Annotated in this window: 30 protein-coding genes and 1 tRNA gene; 6 read left to right on the forward strand and 25 right to left on the reverse strand. The window is 58.7% G+C overall.

The features are described 5' to 3' along the window. Together secA and AC1DV6_RS04710 are read right to left on the reverse strand one after the other, a co-directional pair. On the reverse strand, positions 1–2,763 hold the full coding sequence (secA, locus tag AC1DV6_RS04705; RefSeq protein WP_477975599.1) for a preprotein translocase subunit SecA: 2,763 nt from the start codon (positions 2,761–2,763) through the stop codon (positions 1–3). A gap of 142 nt (positions 2,764–2,905) precedes the next feature. After that, positions 2,906–3,910: a M23 family metallopeptidase gene (locus tag AC1DV6_RS04710; protein WP_477975601.1), complete on the reverse strand. Its 1,005-nt coding sequence runs from the start codon at positions 3,908–3,910 to the stop codon at positions 2,906–2,908. Between the two features lie 27 nt (positions 3,911–3,937). On the opposite strand from AC1DV6_RS04710, the gene AC1DV6_RS04715 reads away from it, so the two are divergent. Next, on the forward strand, positions 3,938–4,249 hold the full coding sequence (locus AC1DV6_RS04715) for a hypothetical protein (protein WP_477975603.1): 312 nt from the start codon (positions 3,938–3,940) through the stop codon (positions 4,247–4,249). Positions 4,250–4,274: 25 nt separating this feature from the next. On the opposite strand, the gene AC1DV6_RS04720 is transcribed toward AC1DV6_RS04715, so the two are convergent. From AC1DV6_RS04720 to petA, 6 genes are all read right to left on the reverse strand, one after another. Further along, positions 4,275–4,350 (reverse strand) — tRNA-Thr (locus tag AC1DV6_RS04720). 28 nt (positions 4,351–4,378) lie between these two features. Further along, entirely contained in the window at positions 4,379–4,846 is a 468-nt protein-coding gene (locus tag AC1DV6_RS04725; RefSeq protein WP_477975605.1) for a ClpXP protease specificity-enhancing factor, read from the reverse strand. Positions 4,847–4,860: 14 nt separating this feature from the next. Then, positions 4,861–5,472 (reverse strand): glutathione S-transferase N-terminal domain-containing protein, encoded by a 612-nt coding sequence (locus tag AC1DV6_RS04730; RefSeq protein WP_029707412.1) that lies wholly within the window; start codon positions 5,470–5,472, stop codon positions 4,861–4,863. Between the two features lie 101 nt (positions 5,473–5,573). Continuing rightward, positions 5,574–6,332: a cytochrome c1 gene (locus AC1DV6_RS04735; protein WP_477975608.1), complete on the reverse strand. Its 759-nt coding sequence runs from the start codon at positions 6,330–6,332 to the stop codon at positions 5,574–5,576. 16 nt (positions 6,333–6,348) lie between these two features. Beyond that, positions 6,349–7,761, reverse strand: a complete 1,413-nt coding sequence (locus AC1DV6_RS04740; RefSeq protein WP_477975610.1) for a cytochrome b — start codon at positions 7,759–7,761, stop codon at positions 6,349–6,351. Positions 7,762–7,772: 11 nt separating this feature from the next. Beyond that, positions 7,773–8,387 (reverse strand): ubiquinol-cytochrome c reductase iron-sulfur subunit, encoded by a 615-nt coding sequence (gene petA, locus AC1DV6_RS04745; protein WP_477975612.1) that lies wholly within the window; start codon positions 8,385–8,387, stop codon positions 7,773–7,775. 155 nt (positions 8,388–8,542) lie between these two features. On the opposite strand from petA, the gene mscL reads away from it, so the two are divergent. Then, positions 8,543–8,974 carry a large conductance mechanosensitive channel protein MscL gene (gene mscL, locus AC1DV6_RS04750; RefSeq protein WP_477975614.1) on the forward strand — a complete coding sequence of 144 codons (432 nt, stop codon included), beginning with the start codon at positions 8,543–8,545 and terminating at the stop codon, positions 8,972–8,974. 75 nt (positions 8,975–9,049) lie between these two features. Here the strand turns inward: mscL and pdxA are convergent, their stop codons facing one another. Both pdxA and AC1DV6_RS04760 read right to left on the reverse strand, forming a co-directional pair. Beyond that, positions 9,050–10,108 (reverse strand): 4-hydroxythreonine-4-phosphate dehydrogenase PdxA, encoded by a 1,059-nt coding sequence (gene pdxA / locus AC1DV6_RS04755; protein WP_477975616.1) that lies wholly within the window; start codon positions 10,106–10,108, stop codon positions 9,050–9,052. Between the two features lie 8 nt (positions 10,109–10,116). Continuing rightward, a complete protein-coding gene (locus tag AC1DV6_RS04760) occupies positions 10,117–10,872 on the reverse strand; it encodes a Nif3-like dinuclear metal center hexameric protein (RefSeq protein ID WP_477975618.1) in 756 nt (251 codons plus the stop codon). Positions 10,873–11,328: 456 nt separating this feature from the next. Between AC1DV6_RS04760 and AC1DV6_RS04765 the strand changes: the two genes are divergently transcribed. Further along, complete coding sequence (locus AC1DV6_RS04765; RefSeq protein WP_477975620.1) at positions 11,329–12,468, forward strand: S1C family serine protease; 1,140 nt, start codon at positions 11,329–11,331, stop codon at positions 12,466–12,468. A gap of 334 nt (positions 12,469–12,802) precedes the next feature. Here the strand turns inward: AC1DV6_RS04765 and tatC are convergent, their stop codons facing one another. From tatC to AC1DV6_RS04835, 14 genes are all read right to left on the reverse strand, one after another. Continuing rightward, a complete protein-coding gene (gene tatC, locus AC1DV6_RS04770) occupies positions 12,803–13,585 on the reverse strand; it encodes a twin-arginine translocase subunit TatC (RefSeq protein ID WP_477975622.1) in 783 nt (260 codons plus the stop codon). 20 nt (positions 13,586–13,605) lie between these two features. Next, positions 13,606–14,058, reverse strand: a complete 453-nt coding sequence (tatB, locus tag AC1DV6_RS04775; RefSeq protein ID WP_477975624.1) for a Sec-independent protein translocase protein TatB — start codon at positions 14,056–14,058, stop codon at positions 13,606–13,608. A 31-nt stretch (positions 14,059–14,089) separates the two neighbouring features. Further along, a complete protein-coding gene (gene tatA, locus AC1DV6_RS04780) occupies positions 14,090–14,332 on the reverse strand; it encodes a Sec-independent protein translocase subunit TatA (protein ID WP_477975626.1) in 243 nt (80 codons plus the stop codon). A gap of 61 nt (positions 14,333–14,393) precedes the next feature. Further along, entirely contained in the window at positions 14,394–14,768 is a 375-nt protein-coding gene (locus AC1DV6_RS04785; RefSeq protein WP_477975628.1) for a histidine triad nucleotide-binding protein, read from the reverse strand. Continuing rightward, complete coding sequence (locus AC1DV6_RS04790; RefSeq protein WP_477975630.1) at positions 14,765–15,184, reverse strand: DUF4870 family protein; 420 nt, start codon at positions 15,182–15,184, stop codon at positions 14,765–14,767. The genes AC1DV6_RS04785 and AC1DV6_RS04790 overlap by 4 nt, the downstream gene beginning before the upstream one ends. Continuing rightward, positions 15,181–15,564, reverse strand: coding sequence for a phosphoribosyl-ATP diphosphatase (locus AC1DV6_RS04795; protein WP_477975632.1), 384 nt, complete (start codon positions 15,562–15,564; stop codon positions 15,181–15,183). The genes AC1DV6_RS04790 and AC1DV6_RS04795 overlap by 4 nt, the downstream gene beginning before the upstream one ends. Then, positions 15,561–15,974, reverse strand: a complete 414-nt coding sequence (gene hisI, locus AC1DV6_RS04800; protein WP_477975634.1) for a phosphoribosyl-AMP cyclohydrolase — start codon at positions 15,972–15,974, stop codon at positions 15,561–15,563. The genes AC1DV6_RS04795 and hisI overlap by 4 nt, the downstream gene beginning before the upstream one ends. 60 nt (positions 15,975–16,034) lie before the next feature. Then, positions 16,035–16,814, reverse strand: a complete 780-nt coding sequence (hisF, locus tag AC1DV6_RS04805; protein WP_477975636.1) for an imidazole glycerol phosphate synthase subunit HisF — start codon at positions 16,812–16,814, stop codon at positions 16,035–16,037. A gap of 3 nt (positions 16,815–16,817) precedes the next feature. After that, a complete protein-coding gene (hisA, locus tag AC1DV6_RS04810) occupies positions 16,818–17,558 on the reverse strand; it encodes a 1-(5-phosphoribosyl)-5-[(5-phosphoribosylamino)methylideneamino]imidazole-4-carboxamide isomerase (RefSeq protein ID WP_477975638.1) in 741 nt (246 codons plus the stop codon). A 30-nt stretch (positions 17,559–17,588) separates the two neighbouring features. Further along, entirely contained in the window at positions 17,589–18,248 is a 660-nt protein-coding gene (gene hisH, locus AC1DV6_RS04815; protein ID WP_477975640.1) for an imidazole glycerol phosphate synthase subunit HisH, read from the reverse strand. A 78-nt stretch (positions 18,249–18,326) separates the two neighbouring features. Continuing rightward, entirely contained in the window at positions 18,327–18,953 is a 627-nt protein-coding gene (gene hisB, locus AC1DV6_RS04820; protein ID WP_477975642.1) for an imidazoleglycerol-phosphate dehydratase HisB, read from the reverse strand. After that, on the reverse strand, positions 18,950–20,077 hold the full coding sequence (gene hisC, locus AC1DV6_RS04825) for a histidinol-phosphate transaminase (protein WP_477975644.1): 1,128 nt from the start codon (positions 20,075–20,077) through the stop codon (positions 18,950–18,952). Before hisC ends, hisB begins: the two co-directional genes overlap by 4 nt. A gap of 5 nt (positions 20,078–20,082) precedes the next feature. Beyond that, positions 20,083–20,547 carry a PIN domain-containing protein gene (locus tag AC1DV6_RS04830; protein ID WP_477975646.1) on the reverse strand — a complete coding sequence of 155 codons (465 nt, stop codon included), beginning with the start codon at positions 20,545–20,547 and terminating at the stop codon, positions 20,083–20,085. Beyond that, positions 20,540–20,764, reverse strand: a complete 225-nt coding sequence (locus tag AC1DV6_RS04835; RefSeq protein ID WP_477975647.1) for a CopG family transcriptional regulator — start codon at positions 20,762–20,764, stop codon at positions 20,540–20,542. The genes AC1DV6_RS04830 and AC1DV6_RS04835 overlap by 8 nt, the downstream gene beginning before the upstream one ends. Positions 20,765–21,061: 297 nt before the next feature. Between AC1DV6_RS04835 and AC1DV6_RS04840 the strand changes: the two genes are divergently transcribed. The 3 genes from AC1DV6_RS04840 (at position 21,062) to AC1DV6_RS04850 (ending at position 22,506) form a co-directional block, all read left to right on the forward strand. Then, positions 21,062–21,574: a hypothetical protein gene (locus tag AC1DV6_RS04840; RefSeq protein WP_477975649.1), complete on the forward strand. Its 513-nt coding sequence runs from the start codon at positions 21,062–21,064 to the stop codon at positions 21,572–21,574. Between the two features lie 68 nt (positions 21,575–21,642). Beyond that, the gene (locus AC1DV6_RS04845; protein ID WP_477975651.1) at positions 21,643–22,092 is read left to right on the forward strand and encodes an SRPBCC family protein; all 450 of its coding nucleotides are present in this window, start codon (positions 21,643–21,645) and stop codon (positions 22,090–22,092) included. 15 nt (positions 22,093–22,107) lie between these two features. After that, positions 22,108–22,506: a hypothetical protein gene (locus AC1DV6_RS04850; protein WP_477975653.1), complete on the forward strand. Its 399-nt coding sequence runs from the start codon at positions 22,108–22,110 to the stop codon at positions 22,504–22,506. Positions 22,507–22,515: 9 nt separating this feature from the next. On the opposite strand, the gene AC1DV6_RS04855 is transcribed toward AC1DV6_RS04850, so the two are convergent. Then, complete coding sequence (locus tag AC1DV6_RS04855; protein ID WP_477975654.1) at positions 22,516–22,863, reverse strand: Rap1a family protein; 348 nt, start codon at positions 22,861–22,863, stop codon at positions 22,516–22,518. Positions 22,864–22,873 lie beyond the last annotated feature (10 nt).

Below are 22,873 nucleotides of genomic sequence, written 5' to 3' on the forward strand. Positions count from 1 at the left end.
TCAGGCCAGACGGCCGTGGCATTGTTTGAACTTTTTGCCGCTGCCACAAGGGCAGGGATCATTGCGGCCCACGCGGTACAGCAGCGGATCGGCAACGCGTGCGCCCGGAACCGTTGTCGGGTCCACCGTGGTCTGCACTTCACCGGATTCACCGGGTGCGCTGTAAGTGACGTTAGCAATGCTTTCACCCTTGCTCTCAAGGGCTTCAGCAGCCTCATCCAGTTGCTCGTTGGACTGGATGCGCACGGTCATCAGTGTCTTGGTGACTTCGTTCTTCACCGAGTCCAGCAGCTGACCGAACAACTCAAACGCTTCGCGCTTGTATTCCTGCTTGGGCTGCTTCTGGGCATAGCCGCGCAGATGGATGCCCTGGCGCAGGTAGTCCAGAGCACTTAAGTGATCGCGCCAATGCGAGTCGATGCTTTGCAACAGCACCATGCGTTCAAACTGGGTGAAGTTGGCAAGACCCACCTGTTCCACTTTGCTATTGAACGTTGCGTGTGCAAGCGTTGTCACGGCCGTCAGAATGTCTTCATCGGTAATAGCGCTGGCATCTGCGACTTGCTTGGCCAGATCGATTTCCAGTTGCCATTCGTCTGCCAGGCTTTGCTGCAGGCCCTTCACGTCCCATTGCTCTTCCACGGTTTCCGCGGGGATGTACTGGTGTACCAAATCGGTGAAGCAGCCTTCGCGCAACGACTCGATCTGCGCACTCAAGTCTTGCGCATCCAGAATGGCATTGCGCTGTTGGTAGATGACCTTGCGCTGGTCGTTGGATACATCATCGTATTCCAGCAACTGCTTGCGCATGTCGAAATTGCGGGCTTCCACCTTGCGCTGTGCGCTTTCAATGCTGCGCGTCACAATGCCGGCTTCTATGGCTTCGCCATCGGGCATCTTCAGGCGGTCCATGATGGCCTTGACGCGATCACCTGCAAAGATGCGCATCAGGGCGTCATCCAGGCTCAGGTAGAAGCGGGAAGATCCAGGATCACCCTGACGGCCCGAGCGGCCACGCAACTGGTTGTCGATACGGCGTGATTCGTGGCGCTCGGTAGCGATGATGCGCAGACCACCCAGACCCTTCACGTGCTCATGGTCTACCGTCCACTGTGCCTTGAGATCGGTAATCTTCTTGGCCTTTGCTTCCTCGCTTAAGCCTTCTTCCGCCTCGACAGCCTCGATGGCCTTGTCCATATTGCCACCCAGCACGATGTCCGTGCCGCGGCCTGCCATGTTGGTGGCAATGGTGATCATCTTGGCGCGGCCCGCCTGCGCGACGATAGTGGCCTCACTGGCGTGTTGCTTGGCGTTCAAGACCTGGTGCGGCAGCTTTTCCTTTTCCAGCAGCTGCGCAATGATTTCGGAGTTTTCAATCGATGTGGTTCCCACCAGCACCGGCTGACCGCGCTCATAGCATTCGCGGATGTCCTTGATCGCCGCTTCGTATTTCTCGCGTGTCGTCTTGTAGACGCGATCCAGCTGGTCTTCACGGCGGCTGATGCGGTTCGGTGGAATCACCACCGTTTCCAGGCCATAGATTTCCTGGAATTCGTAGGCTTCGGTATCCGCAGTACCCGTCATGCCGGCGAGCTTGCCGTACAGGCGGAAATAGTTTTGGAAGGTAATCGAGGCCAGCGTCTGGTTCTCGGCCTGGATCTGCACACCTTCCTTGGCCTCCACCGACTGGTGCAAGCCATCGCTCCAGCGGCGCCCGGTCATCAGGCGACCGGTGAATTCGTCGACGATGACGATCTCACCCTCTTGCACAACGTAATGCTGATCGCGGTGGTACAGGTGATGTGCCCGCAGTGCCGCATTCAGGTGGTGCATCAGCGTGATGTTGGCCGGGTCATACAAACTGGAGCCGGCCGGGATCAGACCCATTTCCGCGAAGATTTGCTCGGCCGTTTCGTGACCGCGCTCCGTCAGAAACACCTGATGGCTTTTTTCATCCATCGTAAAGTCGCCGGGCTTGGTAACGCCCTCACCGGTACGCGGATCGGCTTCGCCTTCCTGCTGAACCAGACGCGGAATCGCCTTCTTGATCGCAAGGTAGATGTCTGTGTGGTCTTCGGCTTGACCACTGATGATCAAGGGCGTGCGCGCCTCGTCGATCAGGATCGAGTCCACTTCATCGACGATGGCGTAGTTCAACCCACGCTGAACCCGATCTGCCACCTCGTACACCATGTTGTCACGCAGGTAGTCGAAGCCGTATTCGTTGTTCGTCCCGTAGGTGATATCGGCCCGGTAGGCCGCCTGCTTGTCTTCGCGGGATGCTTGCGGCAGATTGATACCCACCGTCAAACCCAGGAAGTTGTACAAACGCCCCATCCATTGCGCATCACGACTGGCGAGGTAGTCATTCACGGTCACCACATGGACACCGTTTCCGCTCAAGGCGTTAAGGTAGACCGGCAGCGTCGCAGTCAGCGTCTTGCCTTCGCCCGTACGCATTTCGGAAATCTTGCCGTTGTGCAGAGACATACCGCCCAGAAGCTGCACATCAAAGTGGCGCATCTTCATGATCCGCTTGGAACCTTCACGCACGACGGCGAAGGCTTCCGGCAAGATTGCGTCCAGTGTTTCGCCCTTGGCGATGCGGTCCTTGAATTCCTGCGTCTTGGCGCGCAAGCCATCATCCGTCAGGGTCTCGAACGTGGGCTCCAATGCGTTGATGCGCGCAACCGTACTGCGGTACTGCTTGAGCAACCGGTCATTGCGGCTGCCGAAAATTTTGGTCAGGATATTGGTGGCCATGCATGCAAGACTGGCCTGCTACCCCGTGTGGGCGGCAGAACAGCGCAGTCCTTTGTTCTGTTCGGATTGAAATGGGGGTTGGAAAACCAATTGCAAGACGCTTGCGCCCAACAAATTAGCTCACTAACCCAAACCCCTGATTTTAGCGTTGTACGGGAGCCGGCAATATTGCCGGAGAAGGGGCTTGGTTGGGCATGGTCGTTACAGGTGATTTGGCCTGCGCCGTCTGCGCCGCCGGGAGATTGCGCCCCGCGTTCAGGAACTTCTGCGGATCCTGTGGCACGCCCTGCACCAACACCTCGAAATGCAGGTGCGGGCCGGTAGAACGCCCCGTGGTGCCCACCTCCGCAATTTTCTGCCCACGCTTGATCAGATCGCCCTTTTTGACATAGACGCGCGACGCATGCGCATAGCGGCTGATCAGGTCGTTGCCGTGGTCGATTTCGATCATGTTGCCGTACTGTGGGTGAAACTCCTGGGTGACGACCACCCCACCCGCCGCAGAATAAATCGGTGTGCCGGGCTCAGCCGGAAAATCCAGGCCCGTGTGTAAAGCCGAACGCCCGGTAATCGGATCTATGCGCCAGCCAAAGATCGAACCCAGATTGGCGGTTTGCACAGGTGCCTGCGTCGGCACCATCATCTTCTTGACCTTTTGCTCGAACAGGCGGGATTCGATCACCGTCATGACATCCGTGTGCTGATTGGCAACCTTATCCAACTGGTCCAGGGTGGCCTGCAACTCCTCCAGCGTTAGATCGCGTCCAGAGACCAGCATGCCGCCCTGCCCCGGCACTATTTTGATCTCGGCAGGATTGATGCCGGCCAGCCCGGAAACACGCTCACCCAGTGACTCCAGTTGCAGCATCTTGGCCTGCATCTCGCCGAGTTTCTTGGCCAGAACTTCAATGTTTTCGCGTGTGAACTTGTCGCGCTGTGCGAATTCGTCTTTGATGACAAACCGAACCACTGTGCCAATGACGGGCCATCCGTCCCTGGCGCCTTTTAAAAGAATCCAGTGGTAGACGCCTGCAGATACCAACATCAACGCAATGCAAAGGCCCGCCAGAACTAAAACCAACTGGGCGCCACTCAAATGGATAGCGCGGCTTCGTGCCATCCATGCATCCGTGATAATCAACTGCATCGCTTCCCTTTCCTTGCCCTCAAGCCCATGACACGCCGAAACCAATCCGTCACCGTCATGCAGGCCACAGAAGAGTCCCCAACACTTGCGCGGCTGGCCGCGTTGGCTACCGATTCAGGCGCACGCCTGAAGGCGATTGAGCCCCTGATCCCGGCAGCCCTGCGCGCGCGCGTCAAACCTGGTCCCATCGATGGAACGCAGTGGTGCCTGATACTGGAAAACAATGCGGTTGCTGCAAAAATCCGGCAACTTCTCCCGTCTCTGGAGGCCCATCTGCGCACAGAAGGCTGGGAGGTTACCGCAATTCGCTTGAAGGTACAAACGTCGCACAACAGTTAAAAAACACATGTTGTGGAAAAAGAAATGGTGCCGCTTGTCGGATTCGAACTGACGACCTACCGCTTACAAGGCGGTTGCTCTACCAACTGAGCTAAAGCGGCACGGGCTGTATTCTAACCCGTTAAATGCTCACTTAATTCGTGTGAGCGATGGTTTTCCACCTGTTGGTGGCCGTGGCGTATCTGGCGATGGTGTATCGGACACGTTTGGCACGCTCGCCAGTGGCGTGCTCTTGGGTTCCTCACGTGGCTCTGCTTGTGCAGGCGTACCTGCAGCCAGCATTGGAAACGCCATGCCTTGCCCGTTCTCACGCGAGTAGATGGCCAGCACGCGCGATACGGGCACGACGATGTCGCGCGCCACACCACCAAAGCGGCCCTTGAACTCGATGAACTCATTGCCGAGCTTCAATGCACTGGTGGCATCGAAACTGATGTTCAGAACAATCTCACCATCTTTTACATATTCCATGGGCACACGTACCGTTTCATCCACCAGAACGGCGATGAAAGGAGTGAAACCGTTGTCCGTGCACCATTCGTACAGTGCACGGATCAGATAGGGACGTGTCGAGACGGAGTCCTTGGCGTCAATCATGGCCATGCACCCGATTACTTGCGCATGACCTTTTCGGACGGTGTCAGCGCCTCGATGTAGGCCGGACGCGAGAAGATGCGCTCTGCGTACTTCAGCAATGGCGCCGCATTCTTGCTCAGATCAATACCGTAGTAATCCAGACGCCACAGCAGCGGCGCAATGGCCACGTCCAGCATCGAGAAGTTATCACCCAGCATGTACTTGTTCTTCAGGAACACGGGTGCAAGTTGGGTCAAGCGGTCGCGGATGTGCGAGCGGGCTTTTTCCAAAGCCTTTTCGTTGCCCTTGGATGCGCGCGCTTCCAAAGTGGAAACGTGCACAAACAATTCCTTCTCGAAATTGAGCAGGAACAGGCGAACGCGTGCGCGGTCTACCGGGTCACCGGGCATCAATTGAGGATGCGGAAAGCGCTCGTCAATGTATTCATTGATGATGTTGGACTCATACAGAATCAGATCACGCTCGACCAGAATCGGCACCTGGCCGTACGGGTTCATCACGCTGATGTCTTCCGGCTTGTTGTACAGATCGACATCACGGATTTCGAAGTCCATGCCTTTTTCAAACAACACAAACCGGCAGCGGTGGGAGAAAGGGCAGGTTGTTCCTGAATACAGCACCATCATGGCAATCGACTCCTAAAAATTAAAAAGAGTGGGAAGCCCAAGCGACCCACTCTGAACCCACCAGATTGCGCATTCACGATGCGCCACCTGATAGAAAGACTCTACTTGACGTCTTTCCAGAACGCCGCATTCAGGCGCCATGTAAAGAAGGTCAACACCATCAGGAACAACAGTACCCAAACGCCTACGCGGACACGCTGGTTTTGGGCGGGCTCGCCCATCCACTGCAAATAGCTCACCAGATTGCCAACGGCCTGGTCATATTGCACAGAAGTCATCGTGCCCGGGGTCACTTGCTCCCAGCCCTTGAACACATGCACTTCATGGCCATGCTCTTCAATCGTGTCGTAGACCGGTACGCGCTTGCCTTGCAGTTCCCACAGTGCATGGGGCATGCCCACGTTGGGGAAGGCCAGATTGTTCCAGCCGGTTGGCTTGGTCTCGTCCGGGTAGTAGTTGCGCAGGTAGGTGTACAAGTAGTCTGCACCAGTGCCTTTGGCACCGTCCGAGCGCGAGCGCGTGATCAACGTCAGGTCTGGAGGATTGCCGCCAAACCATTCTTTGGCCTGCTTGGGATCGATCGAGGCCTTCATCGTGTCGCCCACCTTCTCGGAGGTGAACAACAGGTTGTCCTTGATCTGCTGCTCGGTCAGGCCAATGTCTTTCAGGCGGTTGAAACGCATGAAAGCCGCAGAGTGGCAGTTCAGGCAGTAATTGACAAACAGCTTGGCGCCGCTTTGCAGTGCGGCCAGGTCATTGGTCTGATTGGGCGCCTTGTCCCAGGCGATACCGCCAGAACTGGCGTGCGCGCCAACCACGAAGCCCAAAGCGGCGATCAGTGTCAGAAATGTCTTTTTCATTTTTGTTCGCTCCGGCTCAGTGGGCAGCAAAAGTCACGCGGGCTGGCACAGGCTTGGCCTCGCCAATCCGGCTCCACCAAGGCATCAGAATGAAGAAGCCGAAGTAGAACAGCGTACCCACTTGCGAAACACGTTCACCCACCGCCGACGGTGGCTGCACGCCCAGGTACGCCAGGATCACAAAGTTGATCACGAAGATGGCATACAGGTACTTGTGCCAATCCGGACGGTAACGGATCGACTTAACCGGGCTGTAATCCAGCCATGGCAGGAAGAACAGGATCACAACCGCACCACCCATCACCACCACGCCCCAGAACTTGGCATCGATGGAGTACATCATTGCAGCAGCAATCAACGCAACAACGACGATGGCGCCCTTGAAGATCGACGGCATCTTGAACTTGTAAACGCTGAATGCAGCAGCACCCAGGATCACGGCGATCAGCACCAGCTTGAACTCATCGGTGATGGCGCGCAGCATCGAGTAGTACGGCGTGAAGTACCAGACCGGTGCAATGTGCAGCGGTGTCTTCAGCGGATCGGCCGGGATGAAGTTGTTGTACTCCAGGAAGTAGCCACCCATTTCAGGCGCGAAGAAGATGATGGCGGAGAACACCATCAGGAACACGCTCACCATGAAGATGTCGTGCACCGTGTAGTACGGGTGGAACGGAATGCCGTCCAGCGGGTGACCGGCAGCGTCCTTGGGCGCGTCAGGGCCCTTGATTTCAATACCGTCGGGGTTGTTGGAACCCACATCGTGCAACGCCAGCAAGTGCGCCACCACCAGGCCCAGCAGCACCAACGGCACAGCAATCACGTGAAAGCTGAAGAAGCGGTTCAGCGTTGCGTCGCCCACTACGTAGTCGCCGCGGATCAGCAGTGCCAGATCAGGACCGACAAACGGGATCGCGGCAAACAGGTTCACGATCACCTGGGCGCCCCAGTAGGACATTTGGCCCCAAGGCAACAGGTAACCCATGAAAGCTTCGGCCATCAGGCACAGGAAAATTGCGCAACCGAAGACCCAGACCAGCTCGCGTGGCTTGCGGTAGCTGCCATAAATCAGGCCGCGGAACATGTGCAGATAGACCACCACAAAGAACGCAGATGCGCCGGTGGAGTGCATGTAGCGGATCAACCAGCCCCATGGTACGTCGCGCATGATGTATTCGACCGAACCGAAAGCCAGCGCGGCATCAGGCTTGTAGTGCATGACCAGGAAAATACCGGTCACGATCTGGATCACCAGCACCAGCATTGCCAGCGCGCCAAAGACGTACCAGAAGTTGAAGTTCTTCGGAGCGTAGTACTCCGACATATGCTTCTTGTATTCGTAAAACGCTGTGGGGAACCGGTTTTCGAACCAGTTCGTCAGCTTTTCTTGCGCCGATGCGTTCGGCGACACTTCCTTGAATTCAGCCATGCTCTTGTTCCTCAGGCTTTCTTGTCTTCACCGATCAACAGCTTGCTGTCGGACAGGTACATGTGCGGGGGGATTTCCAGGTTGTCCGGAGCCGGCTTGTTCTTGAACACGCGGCCCGCCATGTCGAAGGTGGAGCCGTGGCAGGGGCACAGGAAACCGCCTTGCCAGTCGTCCGGCAGCGAGGGTTGGGCACCGGTCTGGAACTTGTCGGAAGGCGAGCAGCCCAGGTGGGTGCAGATACCGACGGCAATAAAGAATTCGGGTTTGATCGAACGGCCTTCGTTACGCGCGTATTCCGGGGTCAATTCGCCGGGCTTGCGTTCAGACTTGGGGTCTGCCAATTGGCCGTCAATCTTGGGCAGTACTGCGAGCTGCTCCGGCGTGCGACGCACGATCCAGACTGGCTTGCCACGCCATTCGACGGTGATTTTTTCACCTGGCTTGATGGCGCCGATATCCACTTCCACGGCTGCGCCAGCTGCTTTGGCGCGCTCGGAGGGCTGGAAGGTACTCACAAAAGGAACTGCGGTTGCCAGACCGCCGACTGCTCCAGCGCATCCGGATGCGATCAACCAAGTACGCTTGCTGGAGTCGATTTTTTTGGTGTCGACAGGGGTTTCACTCATGAGAATCCTCGGGGAACATCACTACAAGGGGGAAAGCGGGCATTGTAGCTGACGGCCAAGGGCCATTTCAACGCTTGAAATGGCGAAATCGCCGCAGGCGCGCCCCGATTTATGCACAATGGCCTTCATTTTCCAATCCAGACGAGGAGCGCGCTATGGGAATGGTTCAGGAATTCAAGGAGTTTGCAGTCAAGGGCAACGTGGTCGACTTGGCTGTCGGTGTGATCGTCGGGGCGGCTTTTGGAAAAATTGTCGACTCGGTGGTCGGCGACTTGATCATGCCCGTCATTGGCGCGGTTGTAGGCAAACTGGATTTTTCTAACTTGTTTGTCGTCTTGGGTACGGTGCCTGCCGGTACCGCCAACACGCTGGCCGAGCTCAAAAAGGCCGGTGTTCCGGTCTTCGCCTACGGCAACTTCATTACCGTCGCGGTGAATTTCGCGATTCTGGCCTTCATCATCTTCCTGATGGTCAAGCAGATCAACCGGATGAAACGCGAAGCCCCGGCTGAGGCACCCGCAGCGCCAGCAGCCACGCCCGAAGACGTAATCTTGTTGCGCGAAATCCGCGACAGTCTTCGCAAGTAAGTATTGGGCTGCCCGCAACTGCTATTGATTTAGTAGCTGTTTACGCAATATCTACGGGCGCTGCAGCCCATTTCTTTACTTATTTTCGGCGACAGAGAGCTGGCGCGCCATCCGGATCGCCTGCACCAGGCTGGATGCGTCGGCCCTGCCTGTACCGGCAATATCAAACGCCGTACCGTGATCCGGGCTGGTGCGCACCAAGGGCAGGCCCAGCGTCACATTGACGCCCTGCTCCACCCCCAGATACTTCACTGGAATCAAGCCTTGGTCGTGGTACATCGCGACCACCACATCAAACTCGCCGGAGTCATCGAGCCCGCGGGCACGCATGAACACCGTGTCCGGAGCGATCGGGCCGATTACGTTGCAGCCCAGCGCCCGCGCCGCTGCAATGGCCGGTGCAATGATGTCAATTTCTTCGCGGCCAAACAGCCCGCCCTCTCCGGCATGGGGGTTGAGTCCCGCCACTCCGATACGCGGCGCGCGACCCAACATGCGGCCCAATGCGTCATGGGTGATCTGCAAGGTCTGCAATACGTTGTCGTAGGTCACCGCCGCAATCGCATCGCGCAAGGCCATGTGAATGCTGACGAGCACCGTGCGCAACTCCGGACTTGCCAGCATCATGCGCACCGGAACTTCGTCCGCTCGCTTGCCCAGATGCTGGGCGGCCAGTGCCTGTAGCAATTCGGTGTGCCCAGGGTAGGCGTTGAAAGGTGGGCCCGCGGCGGACAGCGCTTCCTTGTGCAGGGGTGCGGTCACCATCGCAGCCACCTCACCACGCAGCGCGGCCTGAGCGGCCCATTGCACACATTCACCTGCCATGGCCCCCGCTGCCGCACTGACTTCGCCCCATGCGGGCAACGGACCGTGGGAGTCGATTTGCAGCACGCCTATGCAGTGCGGTGGCAGCGTTAGCGCGTCCAGGGGTTGTGCGATATGCGCCACCGGTAATGCGACAGCGCCCACGGGACACACGACTTCCGCTGCGCGCCGCATAGTTGCGACATCGCCTACGACAAAGCAGGCGTGCAGGGCAACGGGCTCGTCACGGAATGCCTTGGCAATAATTTCCGGGCCTATGCCTGCGGCATCGCCCTGGGTGATGGCAATAGGAAGTACGTCCCGGGTCATGGTCTGTCTCAGGCCGGGTTGTCGATGTCAATGAACACGTGCGCCAGACCGAGCTGGTTTGCCACATGCGCGGTCACTGCGGGTGCGCCGTAGCGCTCGCTGGCGTGGTGGCCACAGGCTAGGAAGGACACACCGCATTCACGGGCGTAATGCGCCTGAGGTTCGGAAATCTCACCCGTGATGAAAGCATCCACACCCGCGGCAATTGCTTCTTCGAAATAGCCCTGCGCACCACCGGTGCACCAGGCCAGTTTGCGCACCGGTCCCGGCTTGCCCTGCACCAGCACGACAGAGTGGTTCAGGGTTGTCTCGATATGCGCCGCCAATGCAGCAGCGTCCGCGTAGCTGCCTGCTGCGGGCGAACCCAGCCAGCCGAGCTTTTGCTCACCAAAGCGCCCTTCTGCCTGCCATTGCAGCTTCAAACCCAACTGCGCGTTGTTGCCCAGCTCAGCGTGCGCGTCCAGTGGCAGGTGGTAAGCAAACAGGTTGATGTTGTGCGTCAACAAGAGCGACAACCGTTGCCGCATCCAGCCACTGACCTGGCCATTGAAACCGCGCCAGAACAGGCCGTGGTGCACAAACACCGCGTCGGCCTTCTGTTCGATGGCCGCCTCAATCAACGCCTGGCTGGCGGTGACGCCGGAGACGATGGTCCGAATTTCATCGCGCCCTTCGACCTGCAAGCCATTGTGGCAATAGTCCTTGAACAGCCCGGGCAGCAGCAGGGTGTCGAAGGCTTGCAGAAGTTGGTCGCGGGTAGCCATGTCAAGTTTTTTTGGTAGGTTGCGTTGGCATTGTCAGGGATTGTGGCTGCAGACTGCTATCGCAACCTATGCCTGCGGCAATCCAGCGCCGGGCCATGCGCCCGAGCAACGCGCCCAGAGGTCGCGCCAACAGACGGAGGCTGCGCGGCAGCGCTTGGGTGACGGCTTGCACAGGGGCTTCAACCGCCTGGCATCGGTACATTTGCGACGCGTCGTTCCAGGCCAATGCATCGCAGGCGCCATGCCGCTTTCCAGATAGCAGCACGCCCACTGGGCACGGCTCAGCCAGACAACACACGCCGCAGCCATTGCACGGCGCACCCCAGGCTGGCTTGGCTGACGCAGCGGGATGGATGTGAATGGTTTGTGAATCAGAGCGGGGCACAGAAACACAATGTAGCGCCTGTGTAGCCCTTCGGCGCTTGAAATTCCAATGGCGGCCTACAATTTGATCCCATGAAACGTCTCTGGCTCCTGTTCTCGCAAACTGCCACCGTGTTGCTCGCGGTCTGGTTTGTTGTCGCAACCCTCAAGCCCCAGTGGCTGGGCAACCCTTCCATGGGCGGCGTGGTCTCCTTGCTGGAGGCGCCTGCTGGCACACCCGGCGTTGCGCCGGTAGGCAGCTTCCGACTCGCGGCACAAAAGGCTTCGGGTGCCGTGGTCAGCATCAACACCAGCAAGGCCGCACGCAAGAACCCGAACAGCGGCGACCCATGGTTCCGCTTCTTCTATGGCGACCAGGGCGGTGAACCGCAAAGCGGTCTCGGCAGCGGCGTGATCGTCAGCCCCAGCGGCTATGTCCTGACCAATAACCATGTGGTCGAAGGCGCAGACGAGATCGAAGTGTTTTTGAATGACGGGCGCCATACCGTAGCAAAAGTGATTGGCACCGATCCGGACAGCGACTTGGCAGTGCTGAAAATCGAACTCGACAAGTTGCCCACGATGGTGCTGGGCAATTCGGACAACCTGGAAGTCGGCGACCAGGTGCTGGCCATTGGCAACCCATTTGGCGTGGGCCAGACGGTGACTAGCGGCATCGTCAGCGCGCTGGGGCGCAACCAGCTGGGCATTAACACCTTCGAGAACTTCATTCAGACCGATGCGGCGATCAACCCCGGCAATTCGGGTGGCGCGCTGGTCGACACCAACGGCAACCTGCTGGGCATCAACACCGCGATCTACTCCCGCTCCGGCGGAAGCATGGGCATTGGCTTTGCGATCCCTGTGTCCACCGCCAAGCAGGTGCTGGAAGGCATCGTGCGCGATGGCCGGGTTACCCGCGGCTGGATTGGCGTGGAGCCCAGCGACCTGTCGCCTGAGCTGGCCGAGACTTTTGATGTGAAGTTGAAGGAAGGCGTGATCATCACCGGCGTATTGCAAAACGGACCCGCCTCCAAAGCCGGAATCCGTCCGGGCGATGTGATCCTGAGCATTGGCGGCAAACACGTGACGGATGTGACGCAGTTGCTGTCGCAGGTGTCTGCGTTGAAACCGGGAACCGAGGCGAAATTTCAGATTCAGCGCAAGGGGGACAAGATGGACCTGGAGTTGACGCCGGGTGTGCGGCCCAAGCCGCGGGCTGCTCCGCAATAACTCTCCCTTTGTGTTTGGGGCGTTTTAACTACTTTGGTTGAGGCACCGGGAGAAGGAGAGTGTGCGGTGCCTCATGGTGTGCCTAAGGCCACACAAAATCGGCCCCGCACACTCTCCTTCCCGCGGTGGTTTTGTAGTCTCCGTCAAATTGCCAATCCCGCATCTTCTCGTCGGAATGGGGAGTGCCGGGAGCCGATTTGTGTGGCCTTAGGCACACCATGAGGCCCCCGGCACTCCCCACTCCGGCAGGGCAAAAAGCAACTCAGCGCAACTCGAGATCGCTACAAAATCAGTAGCTGCTTACGCAAATTCCATGCGCCCTAGAGGCACTTTTTTATACCGAAGCTTCGTCTGGCGGCGCCTGCGTATGGCGGATGAAAATCTGGGCAGCCCAGATGCCGATTTCGTACAGGATGCACATCGGAATCGCCAGCGCCAGTTGCGACACGACGTCGGGCGGCGTCACCACCGCAGCGACGACAAACGCGACGACGATGAAATAGCTGCGAAAGCCCTTGAGCTTTTCGATGCTGACCAGCCCCATGCGTGCCAGCACGATCACGACGATGGGTACCTCAAACGCCAGCCCGAAGGCGATGAACATGGACAGCACGAAATCGAGATACGCCTCGATGTCGGGCGTGGCCGAAATGCTCTTGGGCGCAAAGCCCTGAATGAACTTGAACACCTGGCCGAATACGAAGAAATAGCAAAACGCCACGCCGATGAAGAACAGCAAGGTGCTGGACACGACCAGCGGCATCACCAGTTTCTTCTCGTGGTTGTACAGACCCGGCGCGACAAACGCCCAGACTTGCCACAGCACCACCGGCAACGCCAGCAAAAAGGCACTCATCAGCATGATCTTCAGCGGCACCATGAAAGGCGAAATCACTGAAGTGGCGATCAGCTTGCCGCCTGCCGGCAAGGAGGCCACCAAGGGCGCCGCCAGCAGGTCGTACAGCGCGGCCGGGCCGGGGTAAAACGCCAACACGGCCAGCATCACGCCCACCGCGATGGCGGCCTTGATCAGCCGGTCACGCAGCTCCACCAGATGCTGGACAAAAGGCTGCTCGGTACCGGCGAGTTCATCGTCGGGTGGGTTGGGCTTGAACATGGATCAGTGGGAAAGAAAAATCAACCCGCATTCCGGGGCCGATAGCGCGCCACGCGGGCGGCACCCGACAGCGCCTTGGTGCGCGTTCCAGTGCGGGCCTTGTACCAATGCGGCGTGGCGCCGGTTTTCAGGCGCCAGTTCTTGCCGGGGTGCTTGTAGCTGGGAAATTCGGGCTCGTTGGAGAGCAAGGCCTGGTTGGTCGCGTCGGACCAGCTGCTTTCAAAGTCGCTGGCGTGGGTCTGGATCGATTGCTCAACATCGCGGGCCGCGCCTTCGACCGAGTCGCGCATTTTCTTCAGCTCATCGAGCTCCATCGAGCGATTCACTTCGGCTTTGACGTCGGCCACATAGCGCTGGGCCTTGCCCAGCAGCATGCCCACCGTGCGTGCGACACGCGGCAGCTTCTCCGGCCCGATGACGATCAACGCCACCGCGCCGATCAGCGCCATCTTGGAAATGCCGAGGTCGATCACGCGCTAAACACCGATCCAGAAATCATGGAACTCAGGACTTGTGCTTGGCTTCCACGTCGATCGTGGTTTTCTCAGGCGCTGCGGCGTTAGCAACTTGCTGCGCAGGTGCAGCTGGCTTGTCGTCTGCCGAGGCAGCGCCATCCTTCATGCCGTCCTTGAAGCCCTTGACCGCACCGCCAAGGTCGGAACCGATGTTCTTCAGCTTCTTGGTGCCAAACACCATCACCACGATCAACAGCACGATCAGCCAATGCCAAATGGAAAATGAACCCATGACTTACTCCTAACGATATTGAACGAATTCTAGTCGGCGCATGTAACAGAACGATGTCTGTTCACCCACGCAGCCATGGGCGGGGGCCGCCCATTACATGAAAGTGGAGATGGTGCACCTCTTGGCCGCCTTCAAGCCCCGTATTGGTAAGCAAACGAAAGCCGCCTTCCGGGTAGGCGTTGCAGCCTTCTTGCGCGGCCAGCTTGGGCACCAGGGCCATCATGCGCCCCAACAGCGCAGCGTGCTCGTCTGCCACCTGGGCCATGCTGGGAATATGTTTCTTCGGAATCAGCAAGAAATGCACCGGCGCCCAGGGATGGATGTCGTGGAAGGCGTAAAACTCGCCATCGTCATATACCTTCTTCGAGGGAATCCTGCCTTCAACGATTTTGCAGAACAGGCAATCCGGGTCGTGGTCCTTGATTTCCGGATTCATTCCGCAAACTCCATCGCACGGCCTTGGTTCATTGCAATGAAGCCAGTCACGATACGGTACAGGAACCACAGCGAAATCACAGTCCAGGCGATCCAGCCGGGAATGAACAGCAGCAGAAACAACGGCGCGGTCACGATGTACAGCAGGCCCGCAATGATGACGGTGCGAATGCGCCAGCGGAAATGCGATGCATGCCAGGTGCCCACGGCGTCATCGCGCTTGACCATGTCAATGATCAGTGCGGCCAGCAGCAAAATCGTACCGAACTGGCCGCCGGGAATGATGGCGCCAACGGCGACGATCAGGTGCAGCACATAGCTGATGGTGCCCACCGTGTTGAGCGACTGCATGCGTTGCACGGTCGCCGGGTCCGCCACCACGGGCGACTGTTCGGGGTTAGAAAAGTCTTGGGTCATGTGTTGTCCTCTTCACGCTTCAGAGCCTTGCGCAAGGCTTTTTCCTCGATACCGCTGGTGCCTTCGCGGCGCGCCAGCTCCTCCAGCACATCCGCAGGCGTGAGCCCGTAGTGCGCCAAGGCAATCATGCTGTGAAACCACAGGTCGGCCACCTCGCCGACCAATTTGGCCTTATCTCCGCCATGGTCGGCGTCCTTCGCGGCCATCACCACCTCGGTGGCCTCTTCGCCAATCTTCTTCAAAAAGGAGTCCGGCCCCTTGTGCAGCAGGCGGGCCACATAGCTCGCATCCGGGTCGCCGCCGTTGGCGACCTTGCGGCTTTCGATCACGGCGGCCAGTCGGGCCAGCGCGTCTTGTGAGGTAACGTCTTGGGATGTCATTTGTAGATGCTTTCAGGGTCTTTCAGGACCGGATCAACCGCTTCCCACTGGCCGTCTTTCAGCACGCTGAAGAAGCAACTGTGGCGCCCGGTGTGGCAAGCAATACCGGGCTCGTGGCCCAACTGTGTGACCTTCAGCAGGATCACATCGTTATCGCAGTCCATGCGGATTTCATGCACCTTTTGCACATGGCCAGATTCTTCGCCCTTGTACCAAAGCTTGTTGCGCGAGCGGCTGAAGTACACGGCTTGGCCCAGTTCGGCCGTCTTTTGCAGGGCCTCGCGGTTCATCCAGGCGAACATCAACACGTCGTTGGTGCCCTGCTCCTGCGCGATCACCGGCACCAGGCCTTTGGAATCCCAGCGGACATGCTTGATCCAGCTAACGGGGGTTGCTTCGGAGGTTGTCATTCGCTATGTAATTTATAGCTGCTTACGCACATTCCGCGCGCCTCACAGCCAGAAAAGGCCCTAAATTCTGACGGGAATGCCGCGCTCGGCCATGCGCGCTTTGGCCTGGCCTACAGTGTACTCACCGTAGTGGAAGATGCTGGCCGCGAGCACCGCGTCGGCCCCGCCCTGCTGCACGCCGTCGGCCAGGTGGTCCAGATTTCCGACGCCGCCCGATGCGATCACCGGCACGCTGATGGCGTCGGCCACCGCGCGGGTCAGCGCCAGATCGAAGCCGCTCTTGGTGCCGTCGCGGTCCATGCTGGTTAGCAAGATCTCGCCCGCGCCCCGGCGTGCCATCTCGGTCGCCCAAGCCACTGCATCCAGCCCCGTGTTTTTGCGCCCGCCGTGGCTGTAAACATCCCAGCCCGCGCCACGTGTCTTCGCGTCTTCTTCGGAGCGGCGCTTCGCATCAATCGCCACCACGATGCACTGCGCACCATACTTGGCCGAGGCGTCTTCAATCACCTGCGGGTTGGCAATCGCCGCCGAGTTGAAACTGGTTTTGTCCGCGCCTGCATTCAGCAGACGGCGCACATCGTCCACGGTGCGCACACCGCCGCCCACAGTCAGTGGAATAAAGACTTGCGACGCCACAGCCTCAATGATGTGCAGGATCAGATCCCGTCCGTCGCTGGTCGCGGTGATGTCCAGAAACGTCAGTTCGTCCGCGCCCTGCTCGTTGTAGCGGGCCGCGATTTCGACCGGGTCACCGGCATCGCGCAGTTCGACAAAGTTGACGCCCTTGACGACGCGACCACCGGTCACATCGAGGCAAGGAATGATGCGTTTGGCGAGCACGGGCTAGCCGTTCAGCTCGTCGGCGCGCGCTTGCGCTTTTTCAAAGTCCAGATCGCCGCTGTAGATCGCACGCCCGCAGATCACGCCTTCTACGCCTTCGCTCTCCACCTCGCAAAGCGCTTCAATGTCAGCCATATTGGACAGGCCGCCGGATGCGATCACGGGGATGGTCAGGGCTTGCGCCAGCTTGACTGTGGCGTCGATATTGATACCGGACAGCATGCCGTCGCGGCCAATGTCGGTGTAGATGATGCCTTCGACACCATAGTCTTCAAACTTTTTACCCAGATCAACCACATCGTGGCGCGTGAGCTTGCTCCAGCCGTCGGTAGCGACCTTGCCGTCGCGCGCGTCCAGGCCGACGATGATGTGGCCGCCAAACGCGGTGCAGGCGTCTTGCAGGAAGCCGGGGTTTTTCACTGCGGCGGTGCCGATGATCACGTAGCGCAGCCCGGCGTCCAGATAGCGCTCGATCGTGTCCAAGTCGCGAATACCACCGCCCAACTGCACATCAACCTCATTACCCACCGCTTTCAGGATCTTGCGGATCGCCATCTCGTTTTTGGGATGACCCGCAAACGCGCCGTTCAAATCCACCAGATGCAAACGCCGCGCGCCTTTGTCGACCCAGCTGCGTGCCATCACGTCCGGCTCTTCGCCAAACGTGGTGGACTGGTCCATATCGCCTTGTTTAAGGCGCACACAGTGGCCGTCTTTGAGATCAATCGCGGGAATTAAAAGCATGGTGCTTCGAGAATGGAGGAAGTCTGAAACTCAGGGGTTCCAGTGAAGGAAGTTGCGGTAAAGAGAAAGGCCGTGTTCAGCGCTTTTTTCGGGGTGGAATTGGGTGGCGAAAATATTATCGCGTGCCAAGGCGCAAGAAAAGCGTTGTCCGTACTCTGTAACTCCCGCGCTGTGGCGCGCATCAGACGGTTTGGCGTAGTAGCTGTGCACAAAGTAGAAGTAACTGCCATCCGGCACGTCGCCCCACACAGGATGTTTAGGCTGGTTTTCGGATGCGGTTTGCCAGACCTGGTTCCAGCCCATTTGCGGCACCTTGTAGCGGCTGCCGTCGGGTTGTATCTGACCAGCCAGGTCGAACTTAACCACTTCGCCTGGAATCAAACCCAGGCTGGGCGTGTCCTGCTCATCACTGCGGTCCAGCAGCATCTGCATGCCTACGCACACGCCCATCAGCGGCTTGTTGGCAGCGGCGTACATCACCGCGTCGTACATGCCCGAGTCGTGCAGCTCGCGCATGCAGTCGCGCATCGCGCCCTGCCCCGGCAACACGACGCGCTCGGCGTCCATCACCTCTTGCGGGGTGCGCGCCCAGACCACGTCGACGCCGGTGCCCGCAGCGGCGTGCACCACCGCCTGCGTGACCGAGCGGAGGTTGCCCATGCCGTAATCCACCACTGCAACGCGTTTCATGGCTATATCAGTTCGCTATATATTTGAGAGCTGCTTACGCACGTTTTATGCGCCTTCCGGGCACATTTTGCATATATTTCAGAGTGAACCCTTGGTCGAAGGGATGGTGCCTGCGGCACGCGGGTCCAGCTCCAGCGCCGCACGCAACGCGCGGGCAAAGGCCTTGAAAACGGTCTCGGCCTGGTGGTGGGCGTTGTCGCCCTTCAGGTTGTCGATGTGCAGCGTCACAAACGCGTGGTTCACAAAGCCCTGGAAGAACTCGTGTGTCAGTTGTGTGTCAAAGCTGCCAATCATGCCGCTCTTGAACGGAATGTCCATCACGAGGCCAGGGCGGCCCGAGAAGTCGACCACCACGCGGCTCAGCGCTTCGTCCAGCGGCACATAGGCGTGGCCGTAGCGGCGGATGCCCTTCTTGTCGCCCACCGCCTGGTAAATCGCCTGGCCCAGCGTGATGCCCACGTCTTCGACCGTGTGGTGACCATCGATGTGCAGGTCGCCGTCGGCCTCGATCTCCAGATCGATCATGCCGTGGCGGGCGATCTGGTCCAGCATGTGGTCGAAGAAGCCGATGCCGGTGGACAGGCGGGCCTGGCCGGTGCCGTCGAGGTTGACCCGCACGCGGATCTTGGTTTCATTGGTGTTGCGCACCACTTCAGCCACGCGGGGCGTGGCGACTTGGGGGATTTCGATCAACGAGTTGCTCATAGGGATTCCGTTAGGGCTTTCAACAATAGGGTGTTCTCGTCCGCAATGCCGACCGTGAGGCGCAAACAGTTGGCCAGCAATGGATGCATTTTAGAAACGTTCTTGACCAGCACGCCGCGTTGTTTGAGGCCATTGAACACGCTTTGTGCACGGTCACCTTCACCGGCAATGCGCACCAGGATCATGTTGGCATCGCTTTCAAACGCATGCACGCCGGGCATGGTGGCAAAGGCTTTTTGCAAACGGTCGCGCTGGTCGCGCAAGTCCGCAGCCTGCGCAGCGAACACGTCCGCATGCTCCAGCGCAAACAGCGCGCATTCATAGTTCAGCACGCTGATGTTGTACGGCGGGCGAACTTTGTTCACCTGATCAATCAATTCCTTCGCACCCAGCATGTAGCCGAGGCGCACACCGGCCAGACCGAACTTGCTGAGTGTGCGCATCAACAACACATGCTGATTCGCTTGGGGGTTGGCGCGAATCTGGTCGAGCCAGGTGCGGCTGGAGAACGGCTGGTAGGCCTCGTCCATCACGACAATGCTGCCCGCCTCTCCCGCCGCCGCAATCACGCGCGCCATATCGGGCTCGTTCCACAGGTTCGCGGTCGGGTTGTTCGGGTAGGCCAGATAAACCAGCGCGGGCTGATGCTTGGCAATCGCTTGCAACATCGCCTCCGTGTCCAGCGCGAAATCTGCAGTCAGCGGAACGCCCACGAAGTCCAGCCCCTGCAACGCAGCGCTCATCGCGTACATCACAAAGCCAGGCAGAGGCGCCAGCACCACCGGCTTGGCAACGCCTGCCGCAGCAGGTACATCGCAGGCCATCGCCAGCAGCGAGATCAATTCATCCGAACCATTGCCCAGCATGAGACCTAAGCCAGCGGGCATATCGATGTAGGCCGCCAGCGCATCGCGCAAGTCATCGACGCGGCCATCCGGATAGCGGTTCAGCGCCAGCGCGCCCAGCCGTTGGCCCAATGCTTGTTGCAATGCGGGCGGCAAGCGGTGCGGGTTCTCCATCGCATCGAGCTTGACCATGCCTTTTGAGTCCTGAATGGCATAGGCATGCATGGACTGCACATCCTGGCGGATGCGGCGCTCGATCAGAGTTTTCAGGGTGTTCACATCATTCATTCGGCAAGCCCCAGTTCGGCGGCGGTGGTTTGCATGGGGTTGAGGATGGTCACCCCATCGATCTGCTGGCCGTGCTGCAGGTCCAGCGACAGCACATGGCTGGCCCCGCTTTGTGCTGCGGCGGCCACGATCAGCGCATCCCAATACGGCAGGCCAAATCGCGCTTCCACGCCCCACGCGGTTTCCACCGTCTGGTGGTCAATCTGCCAGGGCTGCCAGAGCTGGTAGCGGCGCAACTTGGCGCGCGCATCGCCCTGTGGCATCGCGAAATGCCGCGTAGCCCCAACGTAATACGCATTGAGCACCTGCGTGCTCAGGCGCCCGGCGCGGTGCTGCCACAGTGCTTGCAACCATTCGCGCACACGGGTCTGGCGAGAAGCATCATGTTCATCGTCCGCAGCCAGCAGCACATTCGTGTCGACAAACACGATGGCGCTCTTCGGCTCAAGTGCGCTAGCCATTGGAAGGATCTCTTTGCGGGTACGCCTTGCCACCCGAACTGAACGATGAGGTATCCGCCACCCAGTCGCGCTGCGCACGCGCATAGGCGTCGTCGTGCTGCATCTTGTCCACCAACATCTCACCCACCAAGCGCGACACACTGGTATTGCGCTTGGCCGCCTCAATCCGCACCCACTCCAGGGCCGCGTCGTCGACGGTGATGGTGACGTTTTTCATGGATGGGAATTTAACACGAAATTCGTGCAACACGAAATTCGTGTTGACTGCATGGGGTCTTGATTGGACTTAGAGCCTGTGCCAGTGCTTGGTTTGCGGGTTACATTCCGGGGAAACGGGGGGGGACAACAACATGACTACAGCCGGGGCAAGCATCAGCCGCTCACTTATGCCGGGTCTTTTGCTATCTTTATGTGAGCAGCTTACGCACATTCCACGGGCGCTAGAGGCCATTTTTATGGTGAATATTTCCAAAATATTCCGTAGAGCGATGCGGTTTACGTTGAGTTAGGCCTCATGTCGAACATCGTTTCATCGTTTACGAGGGCTTCAAGTCCAAAGGCATTTCTCTGCTTTCTATTTAGGCATGAGACCTATCTGGACATGGCTGTCTCTCATGGCTTGGCGATCAACCTCGAGGCCAGCGACCTGCGACGGGCCTTTGATGAAGGTAGGTTTCCTTCGGCTGGATGGGAGATTGAAGCTCGCTTGAGTGCTGACGCCCATGCTAAAGAACTAGGAGACGGCATTTGGTCGGCTTTAATGACGACCTTAGCTTTTGCCATAGCCGGGACAATTTTGGCCGCCGCCCTAGGCAAGGTTCATCCTGCACTTCCATTGGATTGGGGCAAGATACTTAGCGTGCTGGGCGGCCTGCTTGCTGCGTGGGCCACGCTGTTTGAGCTTGGTGGGTTCACCGAAACCTTTAGCGGCGAGGCGCTCCACGAGAAGTTACGTCCGATTTTTTTCCGTACAGTGTTTCTTCCCGGACTTATCTTTGCAACCGCAGGGCAACTGTGGTGGCAATGAGGACTAACCCGTCGCTCGCGGATCAGCTTTAACGTTAGGCGTCACAAACCCACAATTTGGAGCAACGCATGGCATCTGTAAAACGCATTCAATTCACCGAGCACATCGCTGCTCCCGTTCAGAGGGTCTTTAGCTTGATGCTCGACCCCGAGGGCTACAGGAAATGGGCCTCAGCGTTCGCAGAGGGTTGTTACTTTGAGGGGTCGTGGGAGCAGGGAAAGAGAATCAAGTTTCTCGCGCCCCCCGGGGACGGTATGGTCTCGGAGATCGCGGAGCACAGACCCAACGCGTTCGTCTCCATCCGCCATCTGAACTTCACTACGAACGGAGTCGAAGACACAGAAAATGAAGCCCTCAAGGGGTGGTTGCCTGCCTACGAGAACTACACATTTCAGGCGACCCCGACAGGCACCACCCTCATCGTCGATCTGGATGTCACTGAAGCGCTGGAGGCCTACATGCTTGAAGCTTGGCCCCAAGCACTAAAGAAGCTCAAAGCCATCTGCGAGACCGAGTAACGCATATCCATCACCATGACGCCCCTCTTCAAAAAACTCAACCTCAAATCCGAAACCTCTATCCTCGTGCTGGACGCGCCCGAGAGCTTTGAGCCCGAGTTGGCTTTGCTCGAAGGCGTGAAGGTGGTTCGCAGTGCCGCCAAGGCCAAGGAGGTGTCGTTCGCGATGGCCTTTGTGACCACGCTGGCTGGCGTAGAAAAGGCGACCGCGCAGATCGATGCCAAAGCGGTGGGCGATGTGATTGTGTGGATGGTCTACCCGAAGCAGACGTCCAAAAAATACAAATGCGAGTTCCACCGGGACACCGGCTGGCAGTCCCTTACCGATCTGGGCTATGAGTCGGTGCGCATGGTGGCCGTGGACGAAGACTGGTCTGCGCTGCGGTTTCGCAAGACCGAATTCGTCAAGAAATAGACCGCCTGATCAGCAGGGGTAGGCCGACACCAGCGCGTTGGTCAGCACCAACTGCACTGGCATATCGGCCTCATACACGCCCGCGTTGCGGCGCAACTCACCGTCATACAAACCACGTGCCATGCGCGGCTCCAGGCGGCGGCCGTTGAGGCAGATGCTGGGTTTGGCACCCTGACGTACTGCTTGAGCATGGGCTTCGAGCGCGCCTTCCATCACGCCGACGAGGTAGTAGTTCGCATAGTCCTCGCCCTGTTTGCTGGAAGCTTCCAGAGCGCGCAGTTCGCGCAGCGACATGGCGTTGGCGGTGAGGGATGCCAATGCGAGCGCTAATACCAACAGGGAGCGAAAGAAGGTCATGCAACGGTTC

This window comes from Rhodoferax sp. P2_H8_2 (assembly GCF_056403235.1).

What these genes read in the sequence shown, in the direction of transcription:
- AC1DV6_RS04765 (WP_477975620.1), top strand. Translation starts at nt 11,329, where the DNA reads ATGAAACGTCTCTGGCTCCTGTTCTCGCAAACTGCCACCGTGTTGCTC.
- hisH (WP_477975640.1), bottom strand. Translation starts at nt 18,248, where the DNA reads ATGAAACGCGTTGCAGTGGTGGATTACGGCATGGGCAACCTCCGCTCG.
- mscL (WP_477975614.1), top strand. Translation starts at nt 8,543, where the DNA reads ATGGGAATGGTTCAGGAATTCAAGGAGTTTGCAGTCAAGGGCAACGTG.
- AC1DV6_RS04725 (WP_477975605.1), bottom strand. Translation starts at nt 4,846, where the DNA reads ATGATTGACGCCAAGGACTCCGTCTCGACACGTCCCTATCTGATCCGT.
- hisB (WP_477975642.1), bottom strand. Translation starts at nt 18,953, where the DNA reads ATGAGCAACTCGTTGATCGAAATCCCCCAAGTCGCCACGCCCCGCGTG.
- pdxA (WP_477975616.1), bottom strand. Translation starts at nt 10,108, where the DNA reads ATGACCCGGGACGTACTTCCTATTGCCATCACCCAGGGCGATGCCGCA.
- hisI (WP_477975634.1), bottom strand. Translation starts at nt 15,974, where the DNA reads ATGACAACCTCCGAAGCAACCCCCGTTAGCTGGATCAAGCATGTCCGC.
- AC1DV6_RS04835 (WP_477975647.1), bottom strand. Translation starts at nt 20,764, where the DNA reads ATGAAAAACGTCACCATCACCGTCGACGACGCGGCCCTGGAGTGGGTG.
- AC1DV6_RS04830 (WP_477975646.1), bottom strand. Translation starts at nt 20,547, where the DNA reads ATGGCTAGCGCACTTGAGCCGAAGAGCGCCATCGTGTTTGTCGACACG.
- tatC (WP_477975622.1), bottom strand. Translation starts at nt 13,585, where the DNA reads ATGTTCAAGCCCAACCCACCCGACGATGAACTCGCCGGTACCGAGCAG.
- AC1DV6_RS04850 (WP_477975653.1), top strand. Translation starts at nt 22,108, where the DNA reads ATGACGCCCCTCTTCAAAAAACTCAACCTCAAATCCGAAACCTCTATC.
- petA (WP_477975612.1), bottom strand. Translation starts at nt 8,387, where the DNA reads ATGAGTGAAACCCCTGTCGACACCAAAAAAATCGACTCCAGCAAGCGT.
- tatA (WP_477975626.1), bottom strand. Translation starts at nt 14,332, where the DNA reads ATGGGTTCATTTTCCATTTGGCATTGGCTGATCGTGCTGTTGATCGTG.
- AC1DV6_RS04715 (WP_477975603.1), top strand. Translation starts at nt 3,938, where the DNA reads ATGACACGCCGAAACCAATCCGTCACCGTCATGCAGGCCACAGAAGAG.
- AC1DV6_RS04730 (WP_029707412.1), bottom strand. Translation starts at nt 5,472, where the DNA reads ATGATGGTGCTGTATTCAGGAACAACCTGCCCTTTCTCCCACCGCTGC.
- AC1DV6_RS04710 (WP_477975601.1), bottom strand. Translation starts at nt 3,910, where the DNA reads ATGCAGTTGATTATCACGGATGCATGGATGGCACGAAGCCGCGCTATC.
- AC1DV6_RS04740 (WP_477975610.1), bottom strand. Translation starts at nt 7,761, where the DNA reads ATGGCTGAATTCAAGGAAGTGTCGCCGAACGCATCGGCGCAAGAAAAG.
- AC1DV6_RS04845 (WP_477975651.1), top strand. Translation starts at nt 21,643, where the DNA reads ATGGCATCTGTAAAACGCATTCAATTCACCGAGCACATCGCTGCTCCC.
- AC1DV6_RS04855 (WP_477975654.1), bottom strand. Translation starts at nt 22,863, where the DNA reads ATGACCTTCTTTCGCTCCCTGTTGGTATTAGCGCTCGCATTGGCATCC.
- AC1DV6_RS04790 (WP_477975630.1), bottom strand. Translation starts at nt 15,184, where the DNA reads ATGACCCAAGACTTTTCTAACCCCGAACAGTCGCCCGTGGTGGCGGAC.
- AC1DV6_RS04795 (WP_477975632.1), bottom strand. Translation starts at nt 15,564, where the DNA reads ATGACATCCCAAGACGTTACCTCACAAGACGCGCTGGCCCGACTGGCC.
- AC1DV6_RS04840 (WP_477975649.1), top strand. Translation starts at nt 21,062, where the DNA reads ATGTCGAACATCGTTTCATCGTTTACGAGGGCTTCAAGTCCAAAGGCA.
- AC1DV6_RS04785 (WP_477975628.1), bottom strand. Translation starts at nt 14,768, where the DNA reads ATGAATCCGGAAATCAAGGACCACGACCCGGATTGCCTGTTCTGCAAA.
- hisA (WP_477975638.1), bottom strand. Translation starts at nt 17,558, where the DNA reads ATGCTTTTAATTCCCGCGATTGATCTCAAAGACGGCCACTGTGTGCGC.
- secA (WP_477975599.1), bottom strand. Translation starts at nt 2,763, where the DNA reads ATGGCCACCAATATCCTGACCAAAATTTTCGGCAGCCGCAATGACCGG.
- AC1DV6_RS04735 (WP_477975608.1), bottom strand. Translation starts at nt 6,332, where the DNA reads ATGAAAAAGACATTTCTGACACTGATCGCCGCTTTGGGCTTCGTGGTT.
- AC1DV6_RS04760 (WP_477975618.1), bottom strand. Translation starts at nt 10,872, where the DNA reads ATGGCTACCCGCGACCAACTTCTGCAAGCCTTCGACACCCTGCTGCTG.